A 24,689-nucleotide genomic window follows, 5' to 3' on the forward strand; every position below is an offset into this window, starting at 1 on the left:
AAGTTATCCCGAGATCGTTTGAGGCAGAGCCTATCGCATGACGCCGCCTTTGTGAACGCTTTAGGCCGATTGCGGGATCGCACCCCGCTTGGCCATAAAACGTTGCAGCCGATCCAGCCCATCCTGAATGTCTTCGGTCGATCGCGCATAGGAAAATCGCAGCGTCGTGTGCCCGCGCACCGGGTCGAAATCCAGCCCCGGCGTCACGGCAACCCCGGCTTTGTCGAGAATCTCGGCTGCAAATGCCCGGCTGTCATCGGTCAAGTCTGAGACATCCGCGAAAACATAAAACGCCCCATCCGGCGGTGCGATATTAGTAAAACCGGCCTTGGGCAACCCGTCCAGCATCAACAGACGATTGCGGCGGTATACATCCAGATTTGCCTGCAATTCGTCGTTACAATCCATTGCTGCCAATGCGGCCACCTGACTGGCGTGAGGCGCGCAGATGAACATGTTCTGGGCAATCCGCTCAACCACCCGTACCTGATCCTCGGGCACAACCATCCAGCCAACGCGCCAGCCGGTCATCGAAAAATATTTGGAGAATGAGTTTATCACATAGCACTCATCCGTCAGCTCGAGCGCAGTGACGGCTTTGGCCTCGTATTCCAGCCCGTGATAAATCTCGTCACTGATGAACGATGCACCCTGCGCGTGCGCCGCATCGATCAGCGCCTGCATCGCCGCATGATCCAGCATTGTCCCAGTCGGGTTGGCAGGCGAGGCAACCATCAATCCCTGCAAATCAAGCCCCGTGAAATCGGCGGGCACCGGCTGCAGCCGGTTTTCCGGTGCTGTCGGCAAGTCTACCGGCACCAAACCCAATGCTTTCAGGATTTGCCTATATGAGGGATATCCCGGGGCACCAATCCCCACCCGATCACCGCTGTCGAACAGAGCGGTAAAGGCGAGCAAAAACCCGCCCGATGATCCCGGTGTGATGACCACCCGTTCTGGATTGAGATCAACGCCATACCATTCACCATACATCTGCGCGATCCGCTGACGAAGAGCGGGCAAACCCAAAGCCACCGTATACCCAAGCGGCCCTTGTTCCATGGCCTTCGCCAATGCTTCGGTTGCCCCTTTGGGTGCGCCGGTCCCCGGTTGACCTACTTCCATGTGAACGACATGCCGCCCGGCTTCTTCCGCCTTGCGCGCGGCCTCCATCACGTCCATCACGATGAAGGGATCGACCCCGGAACGGGTTGAGTTTCTCATGGCCATCTCCCATGTTGCAGCCATGGCTTTTGAACGCTTATCCCGGCTGGCGTCAATCCCGGCCGTGTTGCTGCTGGCAGTGACATGGTCGATCAGCGCCATGCAGGCCAGCGCGCAAAGCCTTATCCGCGATCCCGACATTGAACACGGGCTGCAAGAGCTCGCCTTTCCGATCCTGCGGGCCGCTGGCCTGAACACCAACCGGGTGCGCGTACTGATCGTCAATGATGGTACGTTCAATGCCTTCGTGATCGATTACAACACGATCTATATCAACTATGGCTTGATCCTAAGCGTCGATACGCCCGAGATGCTGCAAGCGGTGATCGCACACGAGGCCGCGCACATCGCCAACGGCCACTTGGCCAGACGCTCAGAGAACCTGCGCGCGGCGCAACGTAACGCGCAGCTTGGGACGCTTTTAGCACTTGCAGCCGCGGCCGCAGGTGGCGGAGAAGCTGCAGCAGGAATTGCAGCGGGCACACAAGCCTCGGCGCTGCGCAGCTTTCTGGGCCATACGCGGGCTGAAGAAGCCTCGGCGGATCGAAGTGCTGCCAGCTATTTGCGTTGGGCGGGAGTATCTCCGCGCGGGATGGTCAACCTGCACCGTAAGTTCGCGGGGCAAGAGCTGTTGAACCCCGTCAATCAAGACCCCTACATGCGCTCACACCCTACCAGCCGCGAACGTTTGCGCGCCGCCGAGGCCTTTCTGAACGAATTCGGCGACAAGGCAGAGCAAAACGCAAATGCCGATTACTGGTTCGCGCGGATCAAAGGTAAGTTGTCAGCCTTTCTTCGATCCCCGACCTGGACCATGCGTCGCGCGGGCGAAGAAAAAGATCGTGACATACGCCTGATGCGCGAGGCATCGGCCCATCATCAAAATCGCGATCTCGCCAGTGCCCGCGCCGCAATCGATGGTGCGCTGGAGATTCGCCCTGACGATCCGTTTTTTTATGAATTGAAGGGCCAGATTCTATTGGAGAACCGGCGCGTGCGCGAAGCTGTGGATGCCTACGGTGCAGCCGTTGATATGGCGCCCAACAATGCCCTGATCCTCGCCGGTTACGGACGTGCTTTGCTGGCGGATGGCAAGACGAAGAAAGCCCTGCAAGTGCTTGAAAAGGCGCGCGCACGCGACTATCGCAATGCCCGGCTGATGCAGGATCTGGGTTCTGCCTATTCGCAGGTGGGCAACAACGGAATGGCGTCTGCGGTGACTGCAGAACGCTATGCGCTGCAGGGCCGACTTGATGATGCGGGCATACATGCTAAACGGGCTGTTGCACAGCTCCCCGAAGGCTCTCCGGGTTGGCAAAGGGCACAGGATGTGTTGATTGCCTCGGAGCGCGCAAAGAAGAAGAAAAAGAGGAAACGGAAATGATCCTGAGACATGCTGCACCGGCCCTATTGGGTCTTTCCCTGATCACTGGTCCTGCGCAGGCGCTGGAATTGAACGCGATGAGCGACGCCGAGAAGGCCGAGTTTGGCGCACAGGTGCGCGAATACCTTCTGGAAAACCCCGAAGTGATCCTCGAGGCGATCAACATCCTTGAGGAACGCAATGCCGTTGCCGAGGCTCAGGCTGACAAGGAGCTTGTCGCGGCCAACGCTGACGAGCTTTTTAATGACGGTTACAGCTGGGTCGGTGGCAATCCGGACGGCGATATTACTCTGGTCGAGTTCATGGACTACCGTTGCGGTTACTGCCGGCGCGCCGTGCCCGAAGTGGCCACCCTGCTGGCCGAGGACGGCAATATCCGTCTTGTGATTAAGGAATTGCCGATCCTAGGCGATGCCTCTGTAGCGTCATCCCGCTTTGCCATCGCAACAAAACAGGTGGCCGGAGACGATGCCTATAAGCAGGTCCATGACGCTCTGCTGGAATTCAGCGGCGAGCCCTCCGAGGTGACCCTGCGCCGGATTTCAGATGGGCTGGGTCTGGACAGCGACGCGATCATCGCGGCAATGAACAGCGATGAGGTCACCGAAGAAATCGCAAAAACCCGCGATCTGGCGCAAAAGCTGCGGATTTCAGGCACACCGTCCTTTGTTCTGGGCACCGAAATGATGCGCGGGTACCTACCCGCAGACCAAATGCTCCAGATCGCAAATGGTGTTCGGGCAGAACAGGGTTAAGTCATCACTGTGGGTTTCCAGCATGGATCGACGGAACCTCTTACTCACTGGAGGTGCGCTGAGTTTTATGGGCCTGTCTAAGCAAGCCCTCGCTCAGCGCACCTCAAACTTCTTTGTACCGGCGGAAGAAGCGCCCCACGAACGCACATTTATGCAATGGCCGGTCAGCCGCAAAGTTTACCGTGACCAGATCTTTCTGGATATGGTGCAACAAACCATCGCGGAAATCGCGAACGCCATTTCCGCCTTTGAACCCGTGACGATGCTTGCGGCGGGAAAGCACCATGCGGATGCACGTCAAAAACTTTCCTCATCAGTCGAGCTCTGGGATGTTCCAACCGAAGATTTGTGGTGCCGCGACGCAGGTCCAATCTTCGTGATCGACAATCGAGGCGGGATTGCGGTCACTCGTATCCAGTTCAACGGCTGGGGTCGGAAACAGGTGCACAAACACGATGCGCGGATCGCTGCCAAGGTTGCCGACCATCTCGGTCTGCCCCTGCTTCCAACCGGCTTGAAAGGCGAGGCCGGCGGTGTAGAACAAGACGGTCATGGGTTGATCATGGCCCATGAAAGCTCGTGGGTGAATGAGAACCGCAATCCAGACTTGTCACGCAATGAAATTGAATCTCGATTACTGGCTGCATATGGGGCCGACCGCATGGTCTGGTCCGATGGGGTCTGGGGCGAGGATATCACCGATTACCACATCGACAGTCTGGCGCGCTTCACCGGCCCTGGGCGCGTTTTGATCAACCTGCCAGACGAGCCGGATATGGATGATCCGTTTCATGTCGCGGCCCTTGATACTCATGACCGTCTCGTCGCCGAAGGATTGCAGGTTGAGGTGATCCCTGAACCCAATAGGCGCCGAGTTAACGATCCCGAATTCGTGGCGTCTTATGCGAATTACTATGTTTGTAATGGCGGCATCGTGATGGCCCAGTTCGGAGACCGCGAAACCGATGAGATTGCACAGATGGCCCTAGCTCGTCACTACCCCGGGCGCGAGATCATTGCATTGAATGTCGACGTATTGGGCGAGCTGGGCGGCGGCATTCACTGCGCAACACAGCAAATGCCTGTTGCATAGGCCTTGTTACTCAGCAGCTTCAGCTGCCGCATCCAGCTCTGCTGCCTTCTTTTCGACCTCTTCAACGATGTGATCAATCATCTGGTCGTTTGACATCTTGTGGCTGGCTTTGCCTGCCAGATAGACCATGCCCGAGCCCGCCCCGCCACCGGTGAAACCGACATCGGTCATCAGCGCCTCACCCGGACCGTTCACGACACAGCCGATGATCGACAGGCTCATGGGTGTCTTGATGTGTTCCAAGCGATGCTCCAACGCCTCAACCGTTTTGATTACGTCAAAACCCTGTCGCGCGCAGGAGGGGCATGAGATGATGTTCACGCCGCGATGGCGCAGGCCCAGAGATTTCAGGATCTCATAGCCGACCTTGACCTCTTCCACCGGATCAGCAGACAGGCTGACGCGGATCGTGTCGCCAATGCCCATCCACAGCAGATTGCCCAGACCGATGGCCGATTTGATGGTGCCGCTGACCAGCCCTCCGGCCTCGGTGATGCCCAGATGGATGGGCGCATCCGTCGCCTCGGCAATGCCCTGATAAGCCGCGGCTGACAGGAATACGTCGCTGGCTTTCACACTGATCTTGAAATTGTGAAAGTCGTTGTCTTCGAGAATACGGATATGCTCCAACCCGCTCTCGACCATCGCTTCGGGGCACGGCTCGCCGTATTTCTCAAGCAGGTGCTTTTCCAGGCTCCCTGCGTTCACCCCGATCCGGATCGAGCAATTGTGGTCTCGCGCGGCTTTGATGACCTCTTTCACCCGTTTTTCATCGCCGATATTGCCCGGATTGATCCGCAGACAGGCCGCACCGGCCTTGGCGGATTCGATTCCGCGACGGTAGTGGAAATGAATATCAGCCACGATAGGAACAGGGCTTTCGCGCACGATCTCTTTCAGCGCTTTTGACGAGGCCTCATCCGGGACCGAGACCCGCACGATATCCGCCCCCGCCTCTGCTGCCGCCTGCACCTGTGCCACGGTCGCAGCCACGTCGGTGGTCAGCGTGTTGGTCATGGTCTGCACGGCAATCGGTGCGTCACCTCCGACGGGCACATTGCCGACCATGATCTGGCGGGATTTGCGGCGATAGATATTGCGCCAAGGGCGCACGTGATTGAGCGACATGAGGATCGATCCGGATCAGCCTGAATTGACCCTTAGATAGTTCGCCATCCCTTGGGGAGCAATGCCAAGATCACTCGGTGGGCGCTTCTGCCGCCTCGGTCTGCAACTCGGCCACCAGTTGCTTGAGTGCGCTGTTCTGATCGGCCTCAAGATCGGCAACTGCGAAGGTTTCTGCAACGGCATCTTTTGACAGAACAACACCTTTGGCCACCGTGCCCGGCGCGCCCACAGGACCAAAATGTTCGCCATTCATCGAGAAATAGACCGACCCTGCAGCTCCTGCTCGCAGTTGCGGGGGTTCCTCGGTGAGCGGCACCTCGAACGTGCTGCCCTGCTCAACGGTGCCCAGAGTTCCTTCGAAAATCACGCTGCCATCGGCTGCCGTGACACGCATCCAAGCGGGGTTCACGGCCACGATCTTCAGCGTCGTATCCAGCTTTTCAACCACTTGAGGCAAGGCCGGGCGTTCAACCGTATGCACTTCGGTCACTTTGATTTGCGGAGGTTCAGGCGCGCGGAACGTTCCGACACTGCGCGGATCAAGGGTGGAAATCGGCGCATCCCGCGCCACCAGCACCGGCACATCAAGCGCCTGCGGACGATACAGACGATCCAGCGCTTCAGAGCTTGGCACCTCGGCGCTGGCCAGTTCGGTTCCCTCGGGCCGGGCCTGGGCGGCATCCAGCGGATCAAGGTCTGTAAGCACGACGGGGGCCTGCTCAACCGGGCTGACCTGCACCTGCTGAATGCGGTTCAGAACCGACCAGCCCCCATAACCGATGCCGCCAATGACGGCCAACAGCACCAGCGTCGATCCAATAGCACGCGGTTCAATCTGGCTGACTACGGATTCGCGGCCCGGAATATAAGGCGTACTGGGCGAGACAAACGGATCACGTCCCATCGGCCCGCGTGAGGGCAAACCACCTTGCGCTTTTTTGACCACCGACGCCTCGGCCGACATGCCATGCGCAACCTCGAAACCGCTTTCCTGACAGAAGGTCGCAAAAGTCTCATCGGGGTTCATGCCCAGATAGCGGGCATATGAACGCACATACCCGGCGATGAAGCCGGGTGTGTCAAAGGCATCGGGATCTGCATTTTCGATGGCGGCGATGTAGTTGGCTTTGATTCGCAGTTCACGCTGCACATCCAGAAGCGACTTGCCCATCGTTGCACGTTCGCCGCGCATGACATCGCCAAGCCGTACCTCATAGTCATCAAAACCCTTGGGTCTGACGTCCATGTCTTCTTCGGAATCGCGCTGTGATCTGCGCCCAATCATTCCTGCTGCCCCATCTTTGCCTGTCGCGTGTTACGCGCAAACGTCGAATCGCCCCTATAACGATTCGTCCGCTTCTTTTGTTAGCGTAAGCTTAACACGCAGCAAACTCGTTGCACACTTTAGCGTGAGGTTAACCAGCAAGTTCGGCGCGATTTAGCGCACAATGTGACCAAAGTTCGTCCATCGCCTGCACCAGACGGTTCATTTCGTCGGGTCCATGCACCGGAGATGGCGTAAACCGCAGACGTTCGGTGCCGCGCGGAACGGTCGGGAAATTGATTGGCTGCACATAGATACCATAGTCATCCAGCAGCATATCGCTCAACTTCTTGGTGTGGACGGGGTTGCCAACGATCACCGGCACAATGTGGCTGCCGTGATCAATCAGAGGCATGCCAAGCCCTTTCAGCCTCAGCTTAAGAATGCTGGCCTGGGTCTGGTGCTGCTCGCGCAGTTCAGGCGCGCGCTTGAGATAGGCCACCGAGGCTGCCGCCCCTGCCGCAACCGCAGGTGGCAGCGAGGTAGTGAAGATGAAGCCCGGCGCATAGGACCGGATGGCGTCACACATCTTGGCACTCGCCGCGATGTAGCCGCCCATGACACCATAGGCTTTAGCAAGCGTTCCGTTGATGATGTCAATGCGATGCGCCAACCGATCACGCTCGGTTACGCCCCCGCCGCGGGGGCCGTACATGCCAACCGCGTGAACCTCATCAATATAGGTCAAAGCACCGAATTCATCGGCCAGATCGCAAATCTCTTCAATGGGTCCGAAATCGCCATCCATCGAATAGACCGACTCAAACGCGATCAGCTTGGGGGCTGCAGGGTCATCAGCCTCCAGCAACTCACGCAGATGTGCCACGTCATTGTGGCGGAAGATGCGTTTGGCACCCCCGTTGCGGCGCACGCCTTCGATCATCGACGCATGGTTCAGTGCATCGGAATATATAATCAGGCCGGGGAACAGTTTTGGCAGAGTGCTGAGTGTCGCGTCATTGGCGATATAGGCACTGGTGAATAGCAGTGCGGCTTCTTTGCCGTGCAAGTCCGCCAATTCAGCTTCCAGCCGTTTGTGATAGACTGTCGTGCCTGAAATGTTGCGCGTCCCGCCCGAGCCTGCGCCTGCGGCCTCCACCGCCTCGTGCATGGCCTCCAAAACAACAGGATTCTGACCCATGCCCAAATAATCATTGCCACACCACACGGTGATGTTCTGCTGCGAACCATCGGGACAAGTCCGTACCGCATGCGGAAAATGACCGTTCCGACGTTCAATATCGATAAAGGTCCGATAACGTCCTTCGTCATGCAGCCTGGCAATCGCTGTATCGATCTGAGCAGTATAGTCCAACGGACCCTCCTTGGATGCCCGGTTATTATAGCCCCGGGCGACTTTTTTCGCCACTTCACAAGCCGGGCTGGAAGTATGGCGTCGCGTTCATCTGTCCAACTGGCCTACAGCCGAACAGCCGAACCCAACTTTGATTTGCATCAAATAACGCCAAACGCCTAAACCGACAAGCAAAGTTACGACCACAAGACGCGAGGAAACGCCGCAGGCCTTTTCCCCAGATCCAGCACAGAAACCTGCTGGACGGTACCGCCCATGCTGATAGGCTCTGCCCAATTTCAAGACCTTCCCAGGAGACCCCTATGTCGCTTGACGCTGTACTGAGCCGGATCGATACCGATCTGACCACCTCCATCGACCGCCTGATGGAGTTTCTGCGCATTCCCTCCATCTCGACTGACCCGGCCTTCAAGGACCAAGTCGACCAGGCTGCCGATTGGCTGGTGGCGGATCTGAAAAGTATCGGTATTGCAGCCGAAAAGCGCGAAACTCCGGGACATCCCATGGTCGTTGGCCATGTCGGTGAGGACAGCGGTGGGCCGCATGTTCTGTTCTATGGGCACTATGATGTGCAACCTGTCGATCCGCTGGAGCTGTGGACACGCGATCCTTTCGATCCGGCTTTGGAAGACACTCCACACGGACAGGTGATACGCGGGCGCGGCGCTTCTGACGACAAAGGCCAACTGATGACCTTCGTCGAGGCCTGCCGCGCCTGGAAAGCAGTGCATGGCACCCTGCCCTGCCGCATCACGTTTTTCTTCGAAGGTGAGGAAGAATCCGGGTCGCCCTCGCTCGTGCCATTTCTCAAAGCAAACAAATCCGAGCTTCAGGCGGATCTCGCGTTGGTCTGTGATACTTCGATGGTGTCGCGGGGGGTGCCTTCGATAGCGTCGCAATTGCGCGGCATGCTCAAGGATGAATTCACAATCATCGGTCCCCGCATTGACCTGCATTCGGGCCACTATGGCGGGCCGGGTCTGAACCCGCTGCGGGAACTGTCGCGCATCGTCGCATCCTTCTATGATGAAGAAACCGGCCGCGTCGCAGTCGAAGGTTTTTACGAAGGCGTACACGAAGTCCCGGCCGAGCAGTTGCGCCAATGGGAGAATTGCGGGTTCGATGAAACGGAATACCTGAATTCGGTTGGCTATACCGAGCCGCACGGTGAAACAGGCTATTCCACGCTGGAACAACAATGGGCGCGACCCACGCTCGAAGTGAATGGCCTTTGGGGAGGTTACAACGGCGCGGGCTCCAAAACCGTTATCCCGTCCGAGGCACATTGCAAGATCACCTGCCGCCTGGTCGGCGACATGGACCCGGACGCGCTCCGCAAAAGTATCCGCAAACATGTCGAAGAGCGCCTGTCCACGGATGCTAAAGTGGTCTGGGACAGTGATCTCGAAGGCTCTCCTGCTTCGGTGATGAACCTTAGCCGCCCAGAATTCGAAGCGGCCCGCGGAGCACTTTCGGACGAGTGGAATCGCGAGGCCGTTTTCACCGGGATGGGCGGATCAATCCCAGTTGTTGGATATTTCAATACAGTGTTGGGGCTGGATTCGATGCTGGTTGGGTATGCCAATGACGATGATGCCATCCACTCGCCGAACGAGAAATACGACGTCAAAAGCTTCCACAGAGGCATCCGCTCGTGGGCCCGTATATTGGAAGCAATAAATAAATGAGGATCCTTTGCGAGGCTCTGCCTCGCGCTCCGAGGTATTTTCGGCCAGATGAAGTACGGATCCCCTGCTTCATCTGGCTATAAATATCTCGGGGGAGTCGCGGCTTGCCGCGGCGGGGGCAGAGCCCCCTGTCCTTACATGTGGATCACGCGTCCATAGGCATCCAGCACGCTTTCATGCATCATTTCAGACAGCGTCGGATGCGGGAAGACGGTGTTCATCAGGTCTTCTTCAGTGGTTTCCAACTGGCGACCGACCACATAGCCCTGAATAAGCTCTGTGACTTCGGCACCGATCATGTGTGCACCTAGCAGTTCCCCAGTCTTGGCATCGAAGACGGTCTTGATCAGTCCCTCGGGCTCACCAAGCGCGATGGCCTTGCCGTTGCCGATGAACGGGAAGCGTCCGACCTTGATGTCATAGCCCAGCTCTTTGGCCTTGGCTTCGCTATACCCAACCGAAGCGACCTGAGGCTGGCAATAAGTGCAGCCCGCGATGCTTTCAGGCTTGACCGGATGTGCGTGTTTGCCCGCGATCAGTTCCGCGACCATCACGCCTTCGTGGCTGGCTTTGTGTGCCAGCCAGGGCGCCCCGGCGATATCACCTATAGCGTAAAGCCCGTCTACCCCAGTGCGGCAGTATTCATCGGTGACCACGTGCGTGCGGTCGATCTTCACACCCAAGGCTTCAAGCCCGAGGTTTTCCACATTGCCGACGATGCCCACGGCCGAGATCACCGTGTCAAAATCGTGTTTCTCAACCTTGCCTTTCACCTCGATATGCGCAGTCACCTTGTCCTTGGCGCGGTCCAATTGTTTAACCATCGCCTTTTCCATGATGGTCATGCCCTGCTTGGTGAAAGCTTTCTTGGCAAATGCACTGATCTCGGCATCTTCGACAGGCAGCACTCGATCCATCACCTCGACCACGGTCGTGTCCGCGCCCAAAGTGTTATAGAAGCTGGCGAATTCGATCCCGATCGCACCCGAGCCGATGACCAGCAGTTTCTTGGGCATCCGCGGCGGTTGCAGCGCGTGTTTGTACGTCCAGACCAGATCGCCATCCGCTTCAAGGCCCGGCAGTTCGCGCGCCCGGGCACCGGTGGCCAGAACGATATTCTTCGCGGTTAGGTCTTCCGTGCCTTTGTCTGTTTTGACGCTGACCTTGCCCTTGGCGGGGATCGATGCCTCACCCATGACAACAGCGACTTTGTTCTTTTTCAGCAGATGACCTATGCCGCCGGACAACTGCGCGGCAACACCGCGCGAGCGCTTCACAACCGCATCCAGATCGTAGCCGACCTTGTCTGCTTTCAAGCCAAAATCCTTGGCACGCTCCATCAGGTGGAACACTTCCGATGACCGCAGTAGTGCCTTTGTCGGGATACAGCCCCAGTTCAGGCAGATACCACCCAGATGTTCGCGCTCGACAACAGCGGTCTTCAGGCCCAGTTGCGCCGCGCGAATAGCGGCTACATAGCCACCGGGGCCAGCCCCGATTACGATCAGATCATAAGATTGTGCAGCCATGTTTCCCTCTCGGCACAGGTCAGTTCAAAAACTAGTTTACCGTTAAACTATTTTTTACAACGCATCAACATCAGAGCCCGCGACATATGTGACGCGGGGTCAAATCAGGTATTTGGAGCTGAATTCAGCCTATACCCACGTTACCGCAAAGGCTAGAACTGAAGAATATGCACTACCAGTTTTTGACCTTCCCGATTTTCGAAAGGCGTATCATGGCTAAAACGCTCAAAGATTTACTGCTCGCTCTTTTGAACGCGACATTGATATTGTTGGCTTTATGCCTGTTTTTGGGGTGGAAACTTGCGCAGTCTGTCGATCAGATCCGGGTCGGGTTTGCTGAGAACCTGCAGGTCGTGGCGCCGCTACGAGATCAGGCGCAGGGAATTCGTGGGGAACTGGCCGCGTTGCGCAGCGATCTTGCGACCCTTGGCAGTCAGGGCACGCAGCTCGATGCGGTCACACGCCAACAGTTGAATGCGGCATTGCGACGTTTGGGTGATCTGGAGGGGAAGCTGGAAGACACTCAGACCCGATTGGCGGGCCTGGTCGAAAAACCAGAAGACTTGATCGACTATGCCATCACGACATCCGCCGACACTGTCACCGACCGCCTTCTGATCCTAAAAGGCTGTGAGCCCGCGACCTAGGTCGCGGCCTGCAACTCGCGCACAGTCGAACCATATCCGCCATTACTGACATATGCGGCTTCGTGTTCAGTGGTCGCGCGTTCCAGCGCATCGTTTCGATACGGGAAACGACCGAACTTGCGGATCACCTCACGATGAGCGCGCGCATGAAGCAGATTGCTCTCGCCGCCTTCCGGCATCCGTTCGATCATAAGGCGCACACAGCGCTCCTGATCGCACAGATTTTCCGAATGCATCATCGGCAAATAAAAGAACTGCCGCGCCGGTTCGTCGATCTTAAGATCCCAGCCTTTGTCGACCGCGCATTTCGCTGCAGCCAGTGCCGCCCGATCCGATGCAAAGGCCTGTTTGCTTCCCCGGAACATGTTGCGAGGCAACTGATCCATAAGAATAATATAGGCCAGCGAACCGCTAGGATAGGTCAGCCAAAGCGAGAATTTACCCTCACACGCGGCTTCCCATGTTGAAAGAAATTTATCCCGGACCCGCGCATCCAGCGCTTCATCCTGCAGGTACCACCCCTCGGGGCCAACCTCATCTAACCAAAAACTCAATACTTCTTCAGGACCTACCATTGCCCTAGACTCCGTAATTGCCCTCCCCAGGACGTAACGTCATTAAAATCACTTTTACAGATTTGTGACAGTAACATATTGCAACACAAAAGTCACATTTCCGGCGCTCAGGCGGGTTCTTGCGTATCCTGCTCGTCCTGGGCTGCCTCTATGGCGACCTCTTGCGCAACTTCCAGAGCAACGGGCGAAGATGTCGGGTAAATCGGGGCAATCGATCCGGTTTCATCCACGGGTTTGTAGACGCGCTGGGTCATACGATAGGCCGCATAGGCGGCCATGATGAACATCAGCGCCGCGATGAACAGGAAAAAGCCTTGTGGGCCGAGCACGCCAGCCCCCATTAGCCAACCGGTGATAATTGGACCTGCGATAGCGCCCAAGCCGTTAATAAAAACCAGACCGCCCGAAGCCGCCGACATATCGTCATACTCCAAGTAGTCATTGGTATACGCGATCAACAGAGAATAGAGCGGGCTTGTCATGCCGCCGATGATAAAGGCAGCTACGAGAAGCATGGTGAAAGTGACGCCCAGTATCATGCCTATCACGGCGCCTACCCCACCAACAGCGGCCACCAGCATGATCAGCAGACGGCGGTCCATTCTGTCGGACATCCAGCCCAACGGATATTGCAGGACTACGGCGCCGATATAAAACACCGCTACGAAGGTCGAAATCTCGACCAGACTCAATCCAACCTGAGCGCCATAAACGGCGCTCATCCCGAATTGCGCTGAAAATATCCCGCCAAGCAAGAACATGCCGACGCAGCCCAGCGGCGATGTTTCCATCAGCTGGCGCAATGTCATCGGTTTGGTGGTATCGAACGCCGGGGTCGGAGAAATGGACAGCAGAATAGGCGCAAATGAGATCGAAACCAGTATAGAAGCGATGACAAAGGTCTCATATCCTGCCGGGTCACCGACCAGCAACAAGGCCTGGGCACTCACCACACCTGTCATCTGCACCATCATATAAAGCGACAGCGCCTGCCCTCGGTTCTCGTTGTTTGCGGCATTGTTCAGCCAGCTTTCAGCAGTCACATACACGCCCGAAAAACAGAACCCGATAATCACGCGGCCAATCGACCATGCAATTGGATCGGTCAGCATCGGATACATGATCATGACAGCCGAGATAAACGAGGCCAGCGCCGCAAACACGCGCACGTGCCCCACGCGGCGGATCATTTCAGGTGCCAGACGCGAGCCGCCAAGGAACCCAAGGAAATAGGCCGACATCACAAAGGACATCTCTAGGGTCGAGAATCCCTCGATCTCCCCACGCACCCCCAGCAACGTGCCCTGCAGGCCGTTGCCGACCATCAGCAACCCCATTCCCAGAAGAAGCGCCCAAGCGCTGGAAAGAACCTGAAGCATTCTGCCTATCCAAAATTGCCGGTGTGTTTTGTCCGCTTTGCCGTCAATGACCAAGCACGTCGCGCTTGTCTACGACATTGTAAGGGCGCAGATGGCCAAGATACGACTATGGTATCAGCAGAGATGCGTCGCCGTATGAGAAAAAGCGATATTCTTCTGCGATAGCGTGGTCATAGACCGACTTGACCCGATCCCGCCCAATCAACGCCGAAACCAGCATCAGCAATGTGGATTTCGGCAGGTGGAAATTGGTCATCAGCGCATCAGTGACGTGAAATTCAAAACCTGGGAATATGAAGATATCGGTCTCGCCTTCCCACGGCGCGATCCGGCCGCGGCGTGCCGCGCTTTCGATCAGTCGAAGGGCGGTTGTGCCCACCGGGATAACGCGCCCGCCCGCTTCTTTGGTTGCCGCAATCTCGGCAGCGGCCTGCGCGCTGACCCGTCCCCATTCGGCGTGCATCTTGTGGGAGGTCACGTCTTCCACTTTGACCGGCAGAAATGTGCCTGCCCCCACATGCAGCGTGACATGCGTGAACTCGACACCGCGCTCCGATAGCGCCTGCAAAAGCGCATCATCAAAATGCAAGGACGCGGTTGGGGCCGCTACGGCTCCGGAGTTTCGCGCCCACACAGTTTGGTAGTCGGTCTTGTCCTGTTCATCCGCTGCACGTTTCGCTGCGATGTAGGGAGGCAACGGCATCGCGCCGGCCTGCTCCAACGCTTGATCGAAATCCTCTCCGGTCAGGTTGAAGCGCAGATAGGCTTGGCCATCGGCAACTCGGTCCAGGGTTGCGCTCAGATCGTCGGAGAATACGATCTCTTCGCCCGGTTTGATCTTCTTAAGCGGCTTGATCAGCGCGGCCCAACAACCATCAGATTGCGGGTCCAGCAACGTCGCCTCAATCGCGGCAGATACCGGCCCTTGCGCGCTGTCACGGTGGCGGCGACCGCTGAGGCGAGCGGGAATGACGCGGGTGTCGTTCAGCACCAGACGGTCCCCGGGCTGCAATATGTCCGGCAGATCGAACACGTGCCGGTCCTGAACAGCATCACCCTGCGCAAGCAGCAGTCGCGCTGACGAGCGCGGGCTGACGGGACGCGTGGCAATCAGGTGTTCGGGCAGGTGGAAGTCAAAGTCGCTGAGTTTCATGGCCGCGCCATACATCGGCCCGACAGATTCGGCCACAGCTCAGATCAGCGATCCTCACCACGTGTCTGGAAGGCGGGATTGGGTTCGCCAGATCGATCCGGTGTGGCATTCGGGCCATCCGAGACCGTTGGCGCAGGCTCGCGCAACAGGTTGCGCAGAAACAGAGGTGCGAGACCAGACAGAGGATTGACCGAAACTTGCGGGTCGGACAGCGGTCCGGACAGAGTGTAGTTGAAGGCAAAGATACCTTCCCCCTTTTTGGTCAGAACGCTGCCAATAGCATTGACCAGATAGATCGGTGAAATCGCGCCGCGCAGGTTCAGCATCCCGGCTACAGTGTCGACCGTACCATCAAAGGACAGCCCCATTGATGGACCTACGGCACTACCGCTCAGCACCTTCACCTCGGTCGGAGTGATACGCATTTTGCTGTCGATGGCTGCGAAGAAAATACCTTGCCCCGCCATTTCATCCAGCAACCCCACCAGACTGATCGCGTTCAATATCGCTGCCATGGCCGGGGCGTCCGTGATCCGCGTATTTTTGATTTTCAGGTCGACGTCATAATTTCCAGGCTCTGCGATCGGATCCAGTTGCAATTGCATTGTTCCACCGCGTGCCTGCGTCAAAACCCCCGCTGATCTCAGAACCGCCCCTGCATCGTCCGAGGTTAGACCAACCGCAGATCGGGACGCGCGCGGGGTGACCTGACCGCGGATCGCTGCACCGCCATTGACTTGCGACGCAAAGCTGCCGGTCAATCCGCCAGTGGTTTGAAACGAGCCAGTCAACCCGGTCAACGCAACGGATTCAGTGACTTGTAGTCGGTCCAGCTTCACATCCAGCTTTGGCCCGGGCCCAGCAGCACCACCGCTGCTACCTCCCTCACCGATGGTGGATTTTCCCAGATCAAGCACGCCGCCCAACACACGGATATCTGGCAGCGCGGCACCACGCCCAATCAATTCCGCCGGAACTGCAAGCCAGTCGCCCAGTTCGAACGTGCTGAACCGTACCCTTTCGAACCCGCCATCCCGGAACGAGATCGCTGCAGTTGTCCGCAAACCAGCAGCGTTGATCCGAAGGGAATCGACACTTAGCTGAGCGCCCAGCGTGACCTCGGCAGTCAGAGAGCCGCCAGTGCTGGCAGATTTGCGCCATCCAAGCTCAGGGATCGCCAACGCGACGCCAACCAAATCGGACTGTGCCGACAAGCGCGGGGGCTCACCCGCACCAAGACTCAGGCTGAAATCGGCGATCCCCTCTCCGGTCAACATGCCGCGCGGCAGTCCGGCATTGATTTGTTCCATCAAACGCGGGGAGAGTTCGATTTGACCTGTCAGTTCGCTTTGCTGCGGGGTTTCGCCTCCGATCGGCTGCCGCCAAAGCGCTTCAACCGGTACGACGCCAAACAGCCCCTCGCCCTGGATGGCCACTTGCGTCTGGTCGCCGCTCAGGTCCAATCGGTCTGCGCTGACTTCAAATCCGGGTACCAGCTTGCTGCTGTCCAAATTCGACAACTCGCCAACAAAATGGAACCTGGTATCTTCCAGCTTCAGGCCCTTAATCAACGGCAAGGAAAGCGTTCCACTCAGACTGACCTGACCGTCGGCCAGATCCACCGGCAGATTGGCCTTGGTCAGCAGTTGCAGCGGCGGCCGGTCCAGCAATGACATGGCTGCGGTTACACTGCCGCTGGCCTTAATCCGCGCAATGGCCGGGGTGGTTTTTTTGATGCCGGTATCGGGGATGATGAACGAGGTGCCCGAGGCATCAACGGTACCTCCTTCATCCGCGATCACAATCCCCTTTTGCGCCGAGACGGTAAAGCGCCGGTTGAGCAGGCTGGCCTGCCCCTGCGCGTCTTGGATAGTTGGCAACGTCTTGGCGAACCGAATCTCGGTCTCGTCAAATTCGAAATCCGCATAGATGTCCGGCTTTTCGCCGGGCCGTAGACGCAGGGCGAAATCCAGATCGGACATTTCTCCGTGATAGAGGTTATCGGTGACCCAAAGGCGCGGTTTCGGGGCAAGTCGTTCGGGCCAGTAGTTCAACAGCTGATCAGAGCTCATCCGATCAATCTGCGCGTCAATGGCTGCGACCCAGCCGTCGGTCAAACCAGCCAGAGACCCGCTGAGCCGTGCGCGATGTGCACCGTCTTCAACCGTCATTTGCCCCAGCTGTATACGGAACGGCGCAAGTTTCATCTGGAAATCAACATCGGCCCGCGTCAGATTCAGTGCTTCGGGGAACAGATTGGCCGGGTTGATCTCAATCCCGCTGAGGCGGAACTGCCCCGACATACTGTCCAACCCGCCAGCTTTGACCCCATGTAGAAAGGCCTTGCCATCTGCCTGCACCGTACCCCAGGCAGACTGGATCGAGACTTCATTGAAATCCAGCGCCTGTTGTTTCGGGTCGTAGGTAAAATACGTCCGCGCCGCGTCGAATTTGATCGGTGTTGTTTCAGGCGTGGGCTGCACGGCGCCTGCACCCAGATTCAACGTGGCAAAGACCGGCCCCAGCGCGCCCTCAGTATCAATGCCACCCCTCAAAGCACCTGAGATCGGTGTGCGAAGTACCTGCATCCATGCCAGCGCCGGGCTGTGGCCTGCGATATCCTCGGCGGGAAGATCGGTGATCGAGATGCCGAACTGCGCAGCGGGACTGCCCAGCAAACTGGTATAGTTGGCCTCGATCGTGCTGACATAATCGCGACCGGCCAGCACCGAGAAATTGGTGGCCAGACGAACCTCACCCGCGCTGCGGTTGGCCTGAATACGCCCGCCGTCCAGCACCCAGGACCGGCCCAACCGCAGGTCCTGATAGTCCAGCGTAATTGCATCCAGTTCGACCGAGGTCAGGGCTGACAAAATAGGTGCCTGGAACACCTCGTCCGATGATTCAATCAGCTGCGCCAGGTTCCGGGCCTGACCGACCGGCGCACTTCCGGCACCGACCGTCAGCGACAGCGCTCCATCGACACCCCGTGTCAGTGCAATCTGCGCGCCTTGCAATATGATCCGCTTCGGGCGCAAATGCCCGCGCAACAGCGGGCGCATCGACAGGCTGGCCCGCAGGTCGGACACTTCGGCAATCTGCCGTCCGTCCGCATCGCTGATACGAACATCGGTCAGTCGCAATCGCGGACGCCAGCCTTCATGAATGATGAAACTGACATCGCCGAACCGAACTTTGACGCCACCCAATGTCTGATCAAGGCGCGCCTCGACCCGGTCGCGCAACCAATCCGGCGCGTGCATGCGCTGGCCGACAACCATAAAGCCGGTGACCAGTGCCAGAAATCCAAGGATGAAGACACCGCGCAATGTCCACAGCCCTGCGGTCCGACGCCGCGACCGACGGCGGGGTTTCTTATCCGCCTTCGTGTCATCCTGCTGTTCTTGCTGGACCAATTTGCGTCTCACGCCTTTCAACCTGTCAACGGAGCCCTATGATATGCGGCAACCGTTAATTTCTCAGCCGGAGTTTGAATATGCCCGAAGTCTCAGACATCGCACCCGACTTTACACTGCCTCGCGACGGCGGCGGCGAGGTGACCCTGTCGGAACAACGTGGCCGCGCGGTCGTTCTGTTTTTCTATCCCCGCGATGATACGCCGGGCTGCACCAAGGAATCCATCGGTTTCTCGGAACAACTACAAGCCTTTGCGGATGCGGGTGCTAACGTTTTCGGCATCTCGCGCGATACCGTGGCCAAGCATGACAAATTTGTCGCCAAGCACGGCCTTACGACGCCGCTTTTGTCCGATGAGGGTCAGAGCGTGTGCGAAGATTATGGCGTCTGGGTCGAAAAGAACATGTACGGACGCAAATCCATGGGGATCGAACGCTCGACCTTTCTGATTGATGCGGATGGAAAAATCGCCCGCGTCTGGCGCAAGGTGAAAGTGCCGGGTCATGTGGACGAAGTGTTGGAGGCCGCACGCGCGCTCTAGCCCTCTCGACCCGCGCGGGCATCAAGGGTATGACCCGCGCGGAGTGAAGCGTAAGGGGGCAAGCGTGTCAAAAACACTGACCGAAATGGCGACCGAGGTTTTGACCACATCAGTCGGTCGCGAGAAAACCGCCCTGTCCAAACGATACGCCGCTGCCTGGTTCGCAGCCCGGCAAGGCGACGCGCCCAAGATCGAAGTGGGCACCGCAAAGCCACCGCTATACCCTGCGCGACCTGAAAAGCCCGAACTGTTGTCGCCTCGTGATGTACCGCGCCGAAGGGCGGGGTCCGAGGCCGGCCGCATCGCACTGTTGCACGCTGTCGCTCATATAGAGTTGAACGCCGTGGATCTGCATTGGGATATCATTGCCCGGTTTGGCCATGTGCCCATGCCCATCGGCTTCTATGACGATTGGGTGAAATGCGCCGAAGAAGAATCGCGCCATTTTGAGATGGTCTGCGACTGCCTCGAACAGATGGGGAGCCATTATGGCGCCCTGCCCGCCCATGCAGGCATGTGGCGCGCCGCCGAGGACACTGCCGAGGATCTTATGGGTCGTCTTGCCGTCGTCCCAATGGTGCTTGAGGCACGTGGGCTGGACGTGACCCCCGGAATGATCGACATTTTCCGCAAGGCCAAGGCTGACGACGCAGTCGCTGCACTGGAAGTGATTTATGCCGAGGAAGTTGGTCACGTCGCCTATGGCTCGAAATGGTTCCACTTCTTGTGCGGGCGCGAGAATGCCGACCCCAAGGATGTATTCCACGCCCTCGTCCGCCGCTATTTCCACGGCGCGCTGAAACCACCATTTAACGAAGAGAAACGGGCCGAGGCCGGACTGCCGCCAGATTTCTATTGGCCCCTGACCGAAGACCTGCCACCACCCGGAGTTGTGTCGGACTGACAGCAAATGCTCGCTATCGGCAAGTTCTCGCCGATCACGTGCGGTAATTCTCCGTTCATAGCTCTTGATTGGTTAACAAACTTGCCCGAATGCCTCGACCGCTTTATGCAATCGCGTCAAGGAGCGGCTACTCACTCACGACCGGCTCCGAGATATGGGGACAATTGAGGTAGGACGCGTGCGGACACGTCTGGCAATTAAACTACACTCACTGCTCGAGCGGCACTTTCCAGAGCGCCGTGTTTTTCTGAAATCTGACAACGACACGCGGTTCATCCGACTGAGTTCTGAAACTCAGATCGCTGCAGTCGCCGGTGTGTCGGTGATGGTCGCCTGGACCGCGATTGCCACGTCAGTTCTGTTGATGGACAGCATCGGATCGGGCAATTTCCGGGAACAGGCCAAGCGCGATCAGGCGACCTATCAAGAACGTCTGAACATCCTGTCGGAAGAGCGCGATGCGCGTGCGGCCGAAGCTCTGGCTGCACATGACAGGTTCAACGCGGCTTTGGAACAGATTTCGGTCATGCAGTCCGAATTGCTGGAATCCGAGAACCGCCGGCGCGAGTTGGAAACCGGCATCGAGGTGATCCAAACCACGCTGCGTGCCACTATGAAGCAGCGCGAAGACGCGCGGACCAAACTGGCCGAACTGCAACCCAGCACTGATGCGGACGCGGCTTATGCGATGGCATCGGCAAACCCGGAACAGATGGCATTTATGACCGATGCCCTGGCCCGGACCGCGGCGCAGCGCGACCAGATCGCTGCCGATGCGCAAGGCGCATTGGACCAGCGTGACGAGCTCGAGCTTGAAATCCGCCTGATGCAGGAGCGCAGCGACGAGATTTTCCGCCAGTTGGAAGAGGCGATGCTGATCTCGGTCGAACCTCTCGACAAGATGTTCCGCAGCGCGGGCATGCCAACAGATCGTATCCTCGACGAAGTTCGGCGCGGATATAGCGGTATGGGCGGTCCGCTGACCCCTTTATCCTTCAGCACCCGCGGTGAGGAGCTGAGCCCCGACCAGATCCGCGCCAATATCCTGCTGGAACAGATGGACCAGCTGAACCTCTATCGCATCGCTGCGGAAAAGGCCCCCTTCGCCAGCCCGGTGCGCGCCGCTGTCCGTTATACCAGTGGCTACGGAACCCGCCGCGACCCTAAAACCGGCGGGCGCCGCATGCATAATGGCGCCGATTTCGCCGGCCCCTCGGGCACCGATATCTTCGCGACTGCTGATGGTGTTGTCACTCATGCAGGCTGGCAATCGGGTTTCGGACGGCTGGTAAAGATCAAGCACGCCTTTGGGATTGAGACACTTTACGCTCATAACACCAAGGTACGCGTAAAGGTTGGTCAAAGGGTCTCGCGCGGGGATCATATAGCTGATATGGGTAGCACCGGACGGTCGACCGGCACACACCTGCACTACGAGGTCCGTGTGAACGGAAAACCTGTTAACCCAATGACTTACATCAAGGCTGCGAGAAATGTTTTCTAAGAGCAAAATCAACGAACCCGGATCGAAAGAGACTGAGGCAGCAAAACCAGCCGCTCCGGCCACTCCGGCAACACCTGCACTGGCTGAAACAAAGGCCAGCACCCCTCCCAAGCCCAAGCCACCCGCATCGGTGCTGTCCTCGGATTTGCACATCACCGGTAACATCAAGACCTCGGGCGATATCCAGGTCGAGGGCACCGTCGAAGGAGACATCCGCGCCCATCTGCTGACCATCGGCGAGACTGCCACCATCAAGGGCGAAGTCACTGCAGATGACGTAGTGGTCAACGGCCGTATCGTGGGCCGCGTCCGCGGCCTGAAGGTCCGCCTGACCTCAACCGCCCGCGTCGAAGGTGACATCATCCACAAGACCATCGCCATTGAAAGCGGTGCGCATTTCGAAGGTTCGGTGCAGCGTCAGGACGACCCGCTGAACCCGGGCCGCAGCGGCAAATCGGGTGCCAACCCGGCGGCGGAAGTGAAGCAGTAAACACTTATCGGCAAGACAAATCAGCAACGCCGCAGGATACCCTGCGGCGTTTTTTTTGTTTTGGGGTGTTCGTCTAAATCTAACAATGACCTCAATGCAGGACGTAGCGGCCTTACACCGCGCAAGTGCCGCAATGCGCTTGGTTGATCAGGAGGGCTTGGTCTGCGCTGCCCCCGCTACTCGTACTGTACGATCACCGAAAGAAAATCATCATCGCTTGTTACTACTGTGTGGTGGCCTTTGCCGTGTTTGTCTTCCATATGCCAGACGTCACCCGGACCAATATCTCTGAATTCCCCGTCGCTCGCGGTCACGCGCACTGAGCCAGAAAGACAAATGAGCTTTTGAGCGACAGGTGTGGGATGAATTGGCTCATCCCAACCCTTCTTGAGTCTCAAGAACATGGTTTGCTTGACAGCTTCTGGCTTTGAAATCTCGATTGCTTTCGCAGGTGGTGCAAAGCTTTGCTCTTCAAGTTCGACTTCGATGTCTTTCCAATGGCTTTCGCCTTGAGCATCCGAATACAGTTTTTTGAACTTCACTTTGATACCCCCACCACATCGCAAGCCCACAACCGATACCGGACATTGGGGCGCAAAGGAGAAAAACGCAAGTTGGGCCGAGTGTGTCGTTCTCAATCGCCAGCTCACCGGAATAAGCATATTCCCTAACAGTCCCCCTATCTGACGTGTCTTGAAGGAAAATTCCCCGCATTCTCACAGTTTCACAAAAAGCGTTTTTTGAATTAACCTTAAAGTCATTGATTTCTGGAGGGCTTTTCATGTCATCAAAACTCATGGCCGAATTCTTCGGTACATTCTGGCTGGTTCTGGGCGGCTGCGGCAGCGCGGTGCTGGCTGCAGGCATAGCCGATGTGGGTATCGGCTGGCTGGGCGTTTCATTCGCTTTCGGCCTGACCGTGCTGACCATGGCCTACGCGGTCGGTTATATCTCTGGCGGGCATTTCAACCCGGCGGTCAGCCTTGGGCTGATGATCGGCGGGCGGTTCGATGCCAAGGATCTGATCCCCTATTGGATCGCTCAGGTGATCGGCGCGATCGCGGCGGCAGCCGTGCTGTATCTGATCGTCAGCGGAGCGCCGGGTTTTGAGGGCGTTGGAGGGTTCGCGTCGAACGGGTATGGCGAGGCGTCACCCGAAGGCTATTCGATGATTTCCGCATTGATCATCGAAATCGTCATGACCGCGTTCTTCATCGTGATCATTCTCGGCGCGACCTCCAGCGGCGCGCCTGCCGGGTTCGCCCCGATTGCGATTGGATTGGGGCTGACGCTGATCCACCTGATCTCGATTCCGGTGACCAACACCTCGGTGAACCCTGCCCGGTCAACCGGCGTGGCGTTGTTTGCCGATGGTCCGGCACTGGCGCAGCTGTGGCTGTTCTGGGTGGCACCTTTGATCGGCGGTGCGATTGGCGCACTGATCTGGCGGGCGATGTCGGACGACGATTGACCCGGTCGCACCAAGACCCCCGGCCCGCAGAAGCGCGCCGGGGTTTTCTTTTATTCGGTCACAGTGACCTTTTTCATCGCATCCGGTTGTCCGATCACTGCGCCATTAGGGCCATCGCCCCGCTTGATCGCATCGACCACGTCCATCCCTTCTGTCACCTGACCGACAACCGTGTACTGACCATTCAGGAACGGGCCGGGCTCGAACATAATGAAGAATTGCGAATTCGCGCTGTCTGGGTCCTGCGCCCGCGCCATACCCACGACGCCCCGGTCATAATTGAAATCCGAGAATTCAGCAGGCAGATCAGGGCGATCCGATCCACCCGTACCCGCACGACGCATGTCGCCACCGACACGGCCAAACTCAACATCGCCGGTCTGCGCCATGAAGCCGTCGATCACACGGTGAAACACCACCCCATCATACTGGCCTGCAGCGGCCAGCGCCGTGATTTGCTCAACATGCTTGGGTGCAAGGTCTTCGAACAGGTCGACGGTGACGGTGCCATTCGCCCCCTCACCCTCGATCTCAATCTCAAGACCTGTTGCCAGCGCGGGGCTGGCCAACAGGGCAAATGCAGCGGCCAGCTTATGCATCGGCAGCCACCTTGACGCTGATCATCCGGTCGGGGCTCGCGGGCGGCTCACCACGAACGATCGCATCCACATGCTCCATCCCTTCGATCACACGGCCATACACCGTGTACTGACCGTTCAGGAAATGGTTGTCCTTAAAGTTGATGAAGAACTGCGAGTTGGCCGAATCCGGGTTGGCCGAGCGTGCCGCACCCAAAGTTCCGCGATCATGGGGCAGTTTCGAAAACTCTGCCGGAACGTTCGGCAGCGACGATCCACCGGTGCCCGCCATACGAATGTTGAACCCGTCTTCCATGTCGCCATGCTGCACATCGCCGGTTTGCGCCATGAACCCGTCGATCACACGGTGGAAGGCGACGTTGTCATATTCACCACCACGCGCCAGCTCTTTCATGCGGGCCGAGTGCTGAGGGGCCACATCAGGCAGCAATTCGATGACGACATTGCCGTCTTTCAGCTCAATGATGATCGTGTTTTCGGGGTCTTTGATCTCGGCCATCTGGCCCTCCTGTCTTTGAAACTTGCGCAAATACCTATGACGCGGGCGCGCGAATGCCAAGTGACGCATT

Annotated in this window: 22 protein-coding genes; 10 read left to right on the top strand and 12 right to left on the bottom strand. The window is 57.9% G+C overall.

Annotated features, from left to right (window positions below):
- Positions 1-60 precede the first annotated feature (60 nt).
- On the bottom strand, positions 61-1,224 hold the full coding sequence (locus tag ACR0AW_RS04160; protein WP_170733354.1) for an aminotransferase class I/II-fold pyridoxal phosphate-dependent enzyme: 1,164 nt from the start codon (positions 1,222-1,224) through the stop codon (positions 61-63).
- Here ACR0AW_RS04160 and ACR0AW_RS04165 point away from each other — a divergent pair.
- The 3 genes from ACR0AW_RS04165 (at position 1,223) to ACR0AW_RS04175 (ending at position 4,456) form a co-directional block, all read left to right on the top strand.
- On the top strand, positions 1,223-2,608 hold the full coding sequence (locus ACR0AW_RS04165) for a M48 family metalloprotease (RefSeq protein WP_170733497.1): 1,386 nt from the start codon (positions 1,223-1,225) through the stop codon (positions 2,606-2,608). The two genes, ACR0AW_RS04160 and ACR0AW_RS04165, sit on opposite strands and share 2 nt — an antisense overlap.
- Positions 2,605-3,363: a DsbA family protein gene (locus ACR0AW_RS04170; RefSeq protein ID WP_170396556.1), complete on the top strand. Its 759-nt coding sequence runs from the start codon at positions 2,605-2,607 to the stop codon at positions 3,361-3,363. The genes ACR0AW_RS04165 and ACR0AW_RS04170 overlap by 4 nt, the downstream gene beginning before the upstream one ends.
- Positions 3,364-3,430: 67 nt before the next feature.
- A complete protein-coding gene (locus tag ACR0AW_RS04175) occupies positions 3,431-4,456 on the top strand; it encodes an agmatine deiminase family protein (RefSeq protein WP_480444142.1) in 1,026 nt (341 codons plus the stop codon).
- Positions 4,457-4,462: 6 nt separating this feature from the next.
- On the opposite strand, the gene ispG is transcribed toward ACR0AW_RS04175, so the two are convergent.
- The 3 genes from ispG to hemA all read right to left on the bottom strand — a co-directional run bounded on the left by ispG (position 4,463) and on the right by hemA (position 8,223).
- The gene (gene ispG / locus ACR0AW_RS04180; protein ID WP_170733356.1) at positions 4,463-5,584 is read right to left on the bottom strand and encodes a flavodoxin-dependent (E)-4-hydroxy-3-methylbut-2-enyl-diphosphate synthase; all 1,122 of its coding nucleotides are present in this window, start codon (positions 5,582-5,584) and stop codon (positions 4,463-4,465) included.
- A gap of 70 nt (positions 5,585-5,654) precedes the next feature.
- Positions 5,655-6,869, bottom strand: coding sequence for a helix-turn-helix domain-containing protein (locus ACR0AW_RS04185; RefSeq protein WP_170663671.1), 1,215 nt, complete (start codon positions 6,867-6,869; stop codon positions 5,655-5,657).
- Positions 6,870-6,999: 130 nt separating this feature from the next.
- A complete protein-coding gene (gene hemA, locus ACR0AW_RS04190; RefSeq protein WP_170612342.1) occupies positions 7,000-8,223 on the bottom strand; it encodes a 5-aminolevulinate synthase in 1,224 nt (407 codons plus the stop codon).
- A 302-nt stretch (positions 8,224-8,525) separates the two neighbouring features.
- Between hemA and ACR0AW_RS04195 the strand changes: the two genes are divergently transcribed.
- Positions 8,526-9,911, top strand: a complete 1,386-nt coding sequence (locus ACR0AW_RS04195) for a dipeptidase (RefSeq protein WP_170733357.1) — start codon at positions 8,526-8,528, stop codon at positions 9,909-9,911.
- A gap of 134 nt (positions 9,912-10,045) precedes the next feature.
- Here the strand turns inward: ACR0AW_RS04195 and lpdA are convergent, their stop codons facing one another.
- Entirely contained in the window at positions 10,046-11,440 is a 1,395-nt protein-coding gene (lpdA, locus tag ACR0AW_RS04200; protein ID WP_170733358.1) for a dihydrolipoyl dehydrogenase, read from the bottom strand.
- A 212-nt stretch (positions 11,441-11,652) separates the two neighbouring features.
- On the opposite strand from lpdA, the gene ACR0AW_RS04205 reads away from it, so the two are divergent.
- Entirely contained in the window at positions 11,653-12,087 is a 435-nt protein-coding gene (locus tag ACR0AW_RS04205) for a hypothetical protein (RefSeq protein WP_170733359.1), read from the top strand.
- Here the strand turns inward: ACR0AW_RS04205 and ACR0AW_RS04210 are convergent.
- The 4 genes from ACR0AW_RS04210 to ACR0AW_RS04225 form a co-directional block, all read right to left on the bottom strand.
- Complete coding sequence (locus ACR0AW_RS04210) at positions 12,084-12,662, bottom strand: DUF924 family protein (RefSeq protein WP_170733360.1); 579 nt, start codon at positions 12,660-12,662, stop codon at positions 12,084-12,086. The two genes, ACR0AW_RS04205 and ACR0AW_RS04210, sit on opposite strands and share 4 nt — an antisense overlap.
- 107 nt (positions 12,663-12,769) lie before the next feature.
- Complete coding sequence (locus ACR0AW_RS04215) at positions 12,770-14,041, bottom strand: MFS transporter (RefSeq protein ID WP_170422201.1); 1,272 nt, start codon at positions 14,039-14,041, stop codon at positions 12,770-12,772.
- Positions 14,042-14,147: 106 nt separating this feature from the next.
- A complete protein-coding gene (gene queA, locus ACR0AW_RS04220) occupies positions 14,148-15,194 on the bottom strand; it encodes a tRNA preQ1(34) S-adenosylmethionine ribosyltransferase-isomerase QueA (protein WP_170733498.1) in 1,047 nt (348 codons plus the stop codon).
- A 44-nt stretch (positions 15,195-15,238) separates the two neighbouring features.
- Positions 15,239-18,622 carry a YhdP family protein gene (locus ACR0AW_RS04225; RefSeq protein ID WP_480438646.1) on the bottom strand — a complete coding sequence of 1,128 codons (3,384 nt, stop codon included), beginning with the start codon at positions 18,620-18,622 and terminating at the stop codon, positions 15,239-15,241.
- 68 nt (positions 18,623-18,690) lie between these two features.
- Between ACR0AW_RS04225 and ACR0AW_RS04230 the strand changes: the two genes are divergently transcribed.
- The 4 genes from ACR0AW_RS04230 to ACR0AW_RS04245 all read left to right on the top strand — a co-directional run bounded on the left by ACR0AW_RS04230 (position 18,691) and on the right by ACR0AW_RS04245 (position 22,050).
- Positions 18,691-19,152 carry a peroxiredoxin family protein gene (locus tag ACR0AW_RS04230; RefSeq protein ID WP_170396533.1) on the top strand — a complete coding sequence of 154 codons (462 nt, stop codon included), beginning with the start codon at positions 18,691-18,693 and terminating at the stop codon, positions 19,150-19,152.
- Between the two features lie 85 nt (positions 19,153-19,237).
- A complete protein-coding gene (locus ACR0AW_RS04235) occupies positions 19,238-20,056 on the top strand; it encodes a ferritin-like domain-containing protein (RefSeq protein ID WP_170404710.1) in 819 nt (272 codons plus the stop codon).
- A gap of 178 nt (positions 20,057-20,234) precedes the next feature.
- Positions 20,235-21,560, top strand: a complete 1,326-nt coding sequence (locus ACR0AW_RS04240) for a DUF5930 domain-containing protein (protein WP_170733362.1) — start codon at positions 20,235-20,237, stop codon at positions 21,558-21,560.
- Positions 21,550-22,050, top strand: coding sequence for a polymer-forming cytoskeletal protein (locus ACR0AW_RS04245; RefSeq protein ID WP_170733363.1), 501 nt, complete (start codon positions 21,550-21,552; stop codon positions 22,048-22,050). Before ACR0AW_RS04240 ends, ACR0AW_RS04245 begins: the two co-directional genes overlap by 11 nt.
- A 176-nt stretch (positions 22,051-22,226) precedes the next feature.
- Here ACR0AW_RS04245 and ACR0AW_RS04250 read toward each other — a convergent pair whose 3' ends face one another.
- A complete protein-coding gene (locus tag ACR0AW_RS04250; protein WP_170403066.1) occupies positions 22,227-22,592 on the bottom strand; it encodes a cupin domain-containing protein in 366 nt (121 codons plus the stop codon).
- A 239-nt stretch (positions 22,593-22,831) separates the two neighbouring features.
- On the opposite strand from ACR0AW_RS04250, the gene aqpZ reads away from it, so the two are divergent.
- The gene (aqpZ, locus tag ACR0AW_RS04255; RefSeq protein ID WP_170733364.1) at positions 22,832-23,521 is read left to right on the top strand and encodes an aquaporin Z; all 690 of its coding nucleotides are present in this window, start codon (positions 22,832-22,834) and stop codon (positions 23,519-23,521) included.
- 50 nt (positions 23,522-23,571) lie between these two features.
- Here the strand turns inward: aqpZ and ACR0AW_RS04260 are convergent, their stop codons facing one another.
- Positions 23,572-24,120 carry a peptidylprolyl isomerase gene (locus tag ACR0AW_RS04260; RefSeq protein WP_170512948.1) on the bottom strand — a complete coding sequence of 183 codons (549 nt, stop codon included), beginning with the start codon at positions 24,118-24,120 and terminating at the stop codon, positions 23,572-23,574.
- Positions 24,113-24,619: a peptidylprolyl isomerase gene (locus tag ACR0AW_RS04265; RefSeq protein WP_170472209.1), complete on the bottom strand. Its 507-nt coding sequence runs from the start codon at positions 24,617-24,619 to the stop codon at positions 24,113-24,115. Before ACR0AW_RS04265 ends, ACR0AW_RS04260 begins: the two co-directional genes overlap by 8 nt.
- Positions 24,620-24,689: the final 70 nt, after the last annotated feature.

The organism is Ruegeria sp. C5, from assembly GCF_056537605.1.